Origin of the sequence: Endozoicomonas sp. ONNA2, from assembly GCF_024606365.1 — a bacterium.
Classification (GTDB): Bacteria; Pseudomonadota; Gammaproteobacteria; order Pseudomonadales; family Endozoicomonadaceae; genus Endozoicomonas.
The window spans coordinates 1-7,783 of sequence record NZ_JAHHPO010000071.1 but is presented as its reverse complement, the minus strand read 5'-3'; the positions used below and the strand labels follow the sequence as shown (position 1 = coordinate 7,783).

Below are 7,783 nucleotides of genomic sequence, written 5' to 3'. Positions count from 1 at the left end.
GAGCGGCAAAGGACAAGCGAGATCGGGAGCACGTTTATGAAATATCCGGGTTAGGGTGGCGCAAAATATTTCCTGATTACCACTGATCGTACGTCGTGACATAGAGAAAGTTTATTTAAGAATATACGCACAACTTTTTGGAACTGAATAGTATTTTTAAACATCAGTTTTGCCGCCAAAACACATGACTATCGACGTTTATTATAGCAGCTGATTCATAACATACGATCAGTGGTAATCAGGTACTTTATTCAAACGTTCTTTCTGCAAGGTTCAGACATTAAACAAGAAGTGCATAACGTCACCATCCCGGACAATATACGCCTTACCTTCGACGCGCAGACGGCCCGCTTCTTTGGCACCCTGTTCACCATTGTATTTGATGAAATCATCATAGCTGATGACTTCCGCGCGAATAAAACCACGCTCAAAGTCAGTATGAATAACTCCGGCAGCCTGCGGCGCAGTTGCACCCACTTTCACCGTCCAGGCCCTGACTTCTTTCACACCTGCAGTAAAGTATGTTTGCAAACCAAGCAGTTCATAACCGGCGCGGATGACGCGATCCAGGCCGGGTTCTTCCAGGCCAAGGTCCGCAAGAAACTCTGCACGCTCGTCATCATCCAGTTCGGCAATTTCTGATTCCAGCTTGTTACAGATCGGCACCACCGCCGCACCTTCCTGAGCCGCAATTTCCCGTACGATATCCAGGTATTCGTTATTCTCAAAACCATCTTCATCCACATTGGCAATATACATGGTGGGTTTGATGGTTAGCAGGTGGAACAAACGAACACGTTTTCGCTCATCATCACTCATATCAAGGGAACGAACCGGGCTACCGGATTCCAGGTGCGGAATGATTTTTTCCAGCAATCCCTTTTGGGCTATGGAGTCCTTGTCACCACCCTTGGCAGAGCGGGCAACACGCTGCAGCTGTTTTTCACAGCTTTCAAGATCCGCCAGCACCAGCTCCATATTGATTATTTCAATATCAGCACGGGGATCAATCTTGTTGGCCACATGAATGACGTTGTCATTGACAAAGCAGCGAACCACATGGGCAATGGCATCCGTTTCACGGATATTCGCCAGAAACTTGTTGCCCAGGCCTTCCCCTTTGGAAGCACCCTCGACAAGGCCCGCGATATCCACGAACTCCATGGTGGTTGGTAACACTTGCCGGGGATTAACAATGGCCGCCAGCTTATCCAGACGGGGGTCTGGCATGGCAACAACACCGGCATTGGGCTCAATGGTACAGAACGGGAAGTTTTCTGCATCAATACCCGCCTTGGTCAAGGCATTAAATAGCGTTGATTTACCAACGTTTGGCAATCCAACGATGCCACATTTGAAACCCATAGCGCTTCTGCTCGCTCGTGAAAATATCTAATGGGGGCGAATTATAAAGACTGGTGGAAAAAATTTCAGGATTTTTATACTAAACAAACGCGCTGACGACCAATCCTGGCCATTACTAAATGGTATCGAATATTTCTGGCTACTTGGGCTGGTACCGTAAGGAGGGAGCATAGCTGCAGCTATGTAAAAGGAGCAGTTGCCGAGAGTGCCGACACCAGCGGCAGTTCCGACACCGATCACCGTTTCTTCCGGAACCGAACCCTGGTTATTGGCAAAGGTCAGCAGAACTTTCCGTTATACTGCTTCAGACACTCATATTCCTACTGCAATTGGAACTATTTGCTAATTCAGCCCAAGGCTGTTTTTAAACAGAATCGGGCTAAATAACAATTATGGGTGTTAACAAAAATAGAATTATCCGCACAAAAAAATGTCCAGGCACTCAACACCTAAAACAAATGATCAGAAAGCAGCTTGTGACCAAACTAATGGATGCAAGACTTTTTAACTGTGTATTTCCTGAATAACCAAGGCGACAATCCTGTGAATCAATTGATCAAAACCGTTATGTTTAACGTGGTACTTGCACTAGTGGCTTATCCACTCACAGCCATCGCAGCACAAGGCACCCAACCAATGGCAACACCTGTCGACTGGTATCTGACCGGGTATACCCTTGAACAGCACTCCAACGCCCCACCCGTCATTACTGCTCACTTTGACCACTGCGCCGACTCCCCCCTTGCCAGGGAAAAGAGAATGGCAAAGGGTATTCTTATTGGCAGAAATCGAGTGCTTGCCCCGGCGGATTACTTCATCGACCCATGCTCTGCTCCCATCGTTTTGCCAGAAAGCCCCCCACAACGGACCTATTATTGCCACGATCAACGAATCAAAAAAATCACCCACCTTTCCCTTATTATTCCGAGCCAGGCAAAAGAAAGTGATGAAACCCTGCAGCGAGTCACAGTGGCCACACCAAAAATCATCAAAGTGTTAAATGAATTACATTTTAACGGAACGTCAACGATAGACGCCCTTCTATGCCATAAGATCGAAAATGGCACTATCAACAGGACACCAACGGTTGCCGTTCTTTCTTTGAGTAAACGAGGCGTTGATGCAATACCAGCAGGAATAGAAACCGCTCAATTACCTGACAAAAAGCTATATTCAAACAGCGGTGACACCACAAATGAGCCCTCTGCGACATACAGCTCTTTACTCCTCAGAAACCATATGCATTTCCTGATAAGTGGAACAGCCAGTGAATCAGATGAAGTCAATGAGCTTATAGAAGCTGCCAGGCAGTTACAGCTGGTCGAAGAGAGTCAAGGCAACACCCGGTTTGATGCTCAACCAGCCGCACTGATTACGTCCACCGGTGGCAAGCATTACCTTAACGCGCTGGTTAATGACTGGGCAATCATCAAGGAATTCCCATCGCTATACGATCTCCCCGATTATGCCCAAAGGCACCCTTACATCAGCAAACTCTGGATCGGCACCAGCCCGATTACAGGAACCGTTGGTCATACCCTGGGCATGGGAAGCGTTCCCGGCCTGCATGGGGCAACAGCAGGCATTTTGGCCACGGTAGAAATAGCAAGCACCGCCATGCTTTTTTATGTCATTGCCAGCTACCTCTCATCGTCCCCCTATGTCTATACCGTTATGAAAGCCGGACTGGGCTTTATTCTGGCCTCTGGATTTTACCGCTGGGTAACCTCTGAATATTAATTAACCATATGCAGGACAACAAAAACGACTACATTAGATAATTTGTACTATCAATCTTATGGAACACCCTATGCCAGACAGAAGCATAACCGTGGGAATAGTCTGTGGGGGCCCCTCCCCGGAAGCCAGCGTTTCAAGACTTTCAGCAGGTCGCATCAGCCCGCCACTGGAGAAAAATTATCAGAAAGTAGTCACTCTTGAGCTCAATGAGATGCTGCCCGCCAACCTGACCTTCCACCAGGTTGATGTTGTGTTTCCAATTGCCCACGGCCCGATGGGTGAAGATGGCTGCCTGCAGGGGCTTCTTGAGATTATGGGCATCCCATATGTTGGCTCAACGGTCCTGGGCAGTGCCTGCGCCCTGGACAAGGTCACCACCAAGCGTATTTTACAGGCTGGGGGTGTCCCGATGGCAAAAGATTGTGTCGTTTCCCGCAGCGACCCGTTAAACCTGTCCGTCAGCCAATGCATTGAAGCACTGGGGGAGAAGGTTATTATCAAGCCCTTTGCCCAGGGGTCCGGTATCGGCATTCAATTTGCCCAAGGCAAGCAAGAACTGGCAGAACGGCTGACAAGCGGCTTCGAGAAAGATCAGCAACTGCTGGTGGAGACCTGTATTCATGGCAGGGAAGTCACGGTCGGCGTACTTGAGCTGGATGCTCCACAGGTGCTGCCAACCACAGAAATCATTACGCCTGATAATGCCTGGTATGACTATACCCACCGCTACACTCCGGGCTTGAGTGAACATATTATTCCTGCCCGCATTACCGATTATCAGCGACAAAGGGTTCAGCAGATCGCCCTGCAGGCCCACCAGCTGATTCGCTGCCGGGACATCAGCCGCTCCGATTTTATCGTCCCGCAGGATGGAGAACCAATCTTTGTAGAAATTAACAACCTTCCCGGAATGACACCCACCAGCCTGTTTCCTGATGGCGCAAGGCATGCGGGGACTGAGTTTGAAGAACTGATCTGCCGATTGGTCGATAACGCCATGCTTAGAAAGGACAAACCATTTAATAGCGATGATTATTGGCCAATCCCCGAGTTGGATATATCCAATTGACAGGAAAAAATCTCAGGCAGAGAAAGTATGCAGCTCCTGAATCGCTTTGGCCCGTTTGCCATTCAGGGCTTCAGGTGTAACCCGGATCGATTCATCAATCACTGCATCAATCTTTTGCCGCTCGGCAACCGATGGTTTGGTCAACACATAGTTCACCACATCCTTGCTGCTTCCGGGATGGCCGATACCAAGTCGCAGCCGGAAAAACTCACGACTGTTGCCAAGGGAAGCGATAATGTCTCTAAGACCGTTATGACCGCCATGGCCACCACCCTGCTTCAAACGGCCAACGCCAGCAGGCAGGTCCAGCTCATCGTGAACCACCAGGATGGATTCAGGAGGGATTTTGAAGAAAGTCGCCATGGCACTAACAGCCTGACCACTTCGATTCATAAAAGTGGCAGGATTGAGCAGGCGAACTTCCTGTCCGCCGATCAGTACTCGGGCAGTGATGCCAAAAAACTTCTTTTCTGGCTGCAAGATGGCGCCATGGATTCTTGCTAACTGCTCAACGTACCAGAAGCCGGCATTATGGCGGGTATCTTTATACTGTGCTCCCGGATTGCCCAGCCCCACAACCAGTCGAATCGATTCCGGGGATAAGAGTTCCGAAGATTTTGCCATAATGCCTCCTTGTGCTTACTCTTCGCCAGCCTCTTCAGCAGACGCTTCCGACTCTTCTTCAGAACCACCACGGGTAGCCTGAACACTGGCAATGTCCAGGTCCTGACCGTGAGAGATAACTTCAACGCCCGCAGGAATGGTCAGATCGCTCAGGTGAACGTGGCCACCCACTTCAACCTTGGCCATGTCAACTTCGATGAACTCTGGCAGATCACCCGGCAGACACTTGATTTCCAGATCAACACGGTTGTGTACGATCGCACCACCAGCCTTCACGCCAAGACACTCTTCTTCATTGATGAAGTGCAAGGGAACATTAGTCGTGATCTCATGGTCTGCATCAACACGCAAGAAATCCATGTGCATGGCAAACTCTTTAGCCGGATGACGCTGCAGGTCTTTCAGGATGGCTTGCTGCCTGGTGCCGTCAACAGTCAGGGTCAGAATCTGAGAGTAGAAAGCTTCAACTTCCAGGGCTTTACGGATGGCTTTACCTTCCAGAGTGATCTGTAGGGGCTCAGCATCACCACCATAGATGATACCCGGAACCAGGTCAGCACGACGGAGGCGGCGGCTCGCACCTTTCCCGATATCCTTACGCACTGTTGCGTTTAAAACGATTGCTTCAGACATATTATCTCCAATATACCTGCCTTTGCCTCGCGACCAGACAGAGACCGGCTGTTCAAACAGAACCCCACAAAGGGACTCAAAGGTGCAATATCATACCGGCCCGGCGTAAAAAAGCAAAACATGTTTCCTGCACCAGAGCCGGTTCAGTAGTTAACCAGATGAAATTATATTTTCTGACCAGGTTGGCAGTCACTCTCGGCAACTGCTCCTGTGTTGCGCCTTGCATAGTAACTACCCATTTAGCCAGAAATATACGATTCCATTTGGCCAACAACTGACTGAAAAACAAACTGACTGAAAAACAAATGGCACTGCAGCGCAATCAGACCGCTGTGGGCAGGGAACAACATGTTTTTTGCAGCGTTTATGGAACCTGATAGCCTTACATGCCGTCTATATGAAATGGATAACCCGGTTATCCAAAATTTCAGGAGAGCCATGAAAAATGCTGCCCATGACTGTCATCAATATCCAAAAGTCCATCTGCTAATTAAAAAGGAGCAAAAAGCCATGCCCTACAGTATCAGTACTTGCCCTTGCGGAAATAGTGAGAATTTTGATACCACATTTATGTCAGAAAAAGACCAAACTGAAACATTTTTATTAAGATCTTTTGGTTCACACTTGGTTTCTCACTTTAAAGGACCCAACGAATTTGAAACATTCAAGATTTTAGTTTCGGAAAACATCGAAAAACTCAGAAAAAACAGACATAAGGAAAAACAGGATGAATCACCAGAATCACTACTGAGGAGCATTTCAATTCTTCAACGAACCTGTGAATCAATTAAATCTCAAAATAATAGAACTTTCTACTACACGCTCTTGAATATAAGCAATATCAATTACGAAGATTTGGATAAGCATGCTAAAAAGGTACAGGAGACAATGGAGCAGGCTGGAATTTTTCTGAGTCAAAAAAAAGCATCCTTACAAGATGATGCCAGCTGGGGATGCTCAATTCAGTAACTTGGCATCCTCCCGCCACTGCGCGGATGGCCGCCCGACCTGCGCGGCCCGACCTGCGCGGCCCGACCTGCGCGGCCCGACCCATCTCCACCCGAACTCTCCGGGCTATGGGTGGAGTATTGCGTGAGAATTGATAAATAATTAACATTCAGACCCTGCCTGCCAACAATAATTTCCGTAGATACGCTGTGGTTCAGTGGTTGGAAATGCAATTTCCAACCACCTTGCCATCCCAACGAGTATCACTGAAACATCGCACTGACAGATTCTGCATTACTGATTCTGCGCACCGACTCAGCCAGCAGAGTAGACATATCCAGCTGACGGATCTTATCCAGGGCCCGGGCTGCCGGACTCAGGGGAATGGTGTTGGTAACCACCAGCTCATCGAGTTGGGAGTTGGCGATATTTTCCAGGGCACGGCCTGAGAGAATTGGGTGAGTACAGTAAGCATAAACGGCTTTTGCACCCTTCTCTTTCAGGGCTGCAGCAGCCTGACACAGGGTACCGGCAGTATCCACCATATCATCAACCAGAATACAGGTGCGCCCGGACACATCACCTATGATATTCATGACTTCACTCTTGTTGGCTTCTGGACGGCGCTTGTCAATAATAGCCAGGTCAGAGTTCAGGCGCTTGGCCACGGCACGGGCACGAACGACACCGCCATGGTCTGGTGAGACCACCATCACATCACTGTAATTACGACGCTCAATATCGTCCAGCAGAATGGGCGAACCATAGACGTTATCCACAGGGATATCAAAAAAACCCTGAATCTGATCCGCATGCAGGTCAACCGTTAACACACGATCCACACCAACGCCAGCAACCATATCTGCAACCACTTTGGCACTGATCGGTACCCGGCTGGAACGGGGACGACGATCCTGACGGGCATAACCAAAGTAGGGCAGAACTGCCGTTACGCGAATGGCCGAAGAACGGCGCATGGCATCTGCCATCACCAAAAGTTCCATCAGGTTATCATTGGTTGGCGCACAGGTTGACTGGATGATGAATACATCCCGGCCACGGACATTTTCCTGAATTTCCACGGCGCACTCGCCATCACTGAAACGGCCAACGTAAGCCTTGCCAAGGGGGATATGCAGGTGATTGACAACTTTGTGAACCAAATCCGGATTTGAGTTGCCGGCAAACACCATCATTTTCGACACGGGAAATTACCTTGCTTGGATACTGGGCTTAAGTGGAACAATCGAGTAATAAGAGAGGGTTCAGACAGAACACTGTCTGAAAAATCAGCATCAACAGATGACTGGAAACAACGTTCGGTCTGAGGGAGAACATGGACAAAATACTGGCTGGGGTGGAGGGATTCGAACCCCCGCATGTCAGGATCAAAACCTGATGCCT

7 protein-coding genes are annotated in these 7,783 nt (G+C 48.9%); 3 read left to right on the top strand and 4 right to left on the bottom strand.

The features are described 5' to 3' along the window. Positions 1-273: 273 nt before the first annotated feature. Positions 274-1,365 (bottom strand): redox-regulated ATPase YchF, encoded by a 1,092-nt coding sequence (ychF, locus tag KDK14_RS01305; RefSeq protein ID WP_257263209.1) that lies wholly within the window; start codon positions 1,363-1,365, stop codon positions 274-276. A gap of 543 nt (positions 1,366-1,908) precedes the next feature. On the opposite strand from ychF, the gene KDK14_RS01300 reads away from it, so the two are divergent. Continuing rightward, entirely contained in the window at positions 1,909-3,105 is a 1,197-nt protein-coding gene (locus KDK14_RS01300) for a hypothetical protein (protein ID WP_257263208.1), read from the top strand. A gap of 58 nt (positions 3,106-3,163) precedes the next feature. Next, positions 3,164-4,174, top strand: a complete 1,011-nt coding sequence (locus KDK14_RS01295) for a D-alanine--D-alanine ligase (RefSeq protein WP_373691015.1) — start codon at positions 3,164-3,166, stop codon at positions 4,172-4,174. A gap of 12 nt (positions 4,175-4,186) precedes the next feature. Here the strand turns inward: KDK14_RS01295 and pth are convergent, their stop codons facing one another. Both pth and KDK14_RS01285 read right to left on the bottom strand, forming a co-directional pair. Next, on the bottom strand, positions 4,187-4,798 hold the full coding sequence (gene pth / locus KDK14_RS01290; protein ID WP_257263206.1) for an aminoacyl-tRNA hydrolase: 612 nt from the start codon (positions 4,796-4,798) through the stop codon (positions 4,187-4,189). Positions 4,799-4,813: 15 nt separating this feature from the next. Next, complete coding sequence (locus KDK14_RS01285) at positions 4,814-5,431, bottom strand: 50S ribosomal protein L25/general stress protein Ctc (protein WP_257263205.1); 618 nt, start codon at positions 5,429-5,431, stop codon at positions 4,814-4,816. Between the two features lie 348 nt (positions 5,432-5,779). Between KDK14_RS01285 and KDK14_RS01280 the strand changes: the two genes are divergently transcribed. Then, complete coding sequence (locus KDK14_RS01280) at positions 5,780-6,400, top strand: hypothetical protein (RefSeq protein ID WP_257263204.1); 621 nt, start codon at positions 5,780-5,782, stop codon at positions 6,398-6,400. A gap of 242 nt (positions 6,401-6,642) precedes the next feature. Here the strand turns inward: KDK14_RS01280 and KDK14_RS01275 are convergent, their stop codons facing one another. After that, positions 6,643-7,584: a ribose-phosphate pyrophosphokinase gene (locus tag KDK14_RS01275; protein ID WP_257263203.1), complete on the bottom strand. Its 942-nt coding sequence runs from the start codon at positions 7,582-7,584 to the stop codon at positions 6,643-6,645. Positions 7,585-7,783: the final 199 nt, after the last annotated feature.